The following is a 284-nucleotide window of genomic DNA, read 5'->3' on the forward strand; positions in this document are numbered from 1 at the left end:
CGGTGACCAGCAGGTCGCAGGGCTGGTTGGCGAGCAGGGTCATCAGTGCCTGCGCGCTGTCGGCCTCGCCGACCACGCGGCCCACGCCGCTGGACTCGATGACGGCGCGGGTACCGATGCGGACCACCGGGTGATCGTCTGCGATGATGATGCGCAAGCTCATGCTCTAGTATGGCCATCGGGCACGCCGGACCGCGACCATCGCGGTCCCTGGCAGGATTCTAGGAGATCGACGCAGATGCGTAGGTGGGCTGTTCGCGGGCTGCTCCTGCTGCTGGCGGTGC

Annotated in this window: 1 protein-coding gene; it reads right to left on the reverse strand. The window is 68.0% G+C overall.

What is annotated here, in order from left to right:
* A partial coding sequence (locus EN850_RS35885) for a response regulator (RefSeq protein ID WP_136093093.1) occupies positions 1-163 on the reverse strand: 163 nt, incomplete at its 3' end.
* Positions 164-284: the final 121 nt, after the last annotated feature.

Origin of the sequence: Mesorhizobium sp. M8A.F.Ca.ET.207.01.1.1 (genome assembly GCF_004794715.1) — a bacterium.
Taxonomy (GTDB): domain Bacteria; phylum Pseudomonadota; class Alphaproteobacteria; order Rhizobiales; family Rhizobiaceae; genus Mesorhizobium.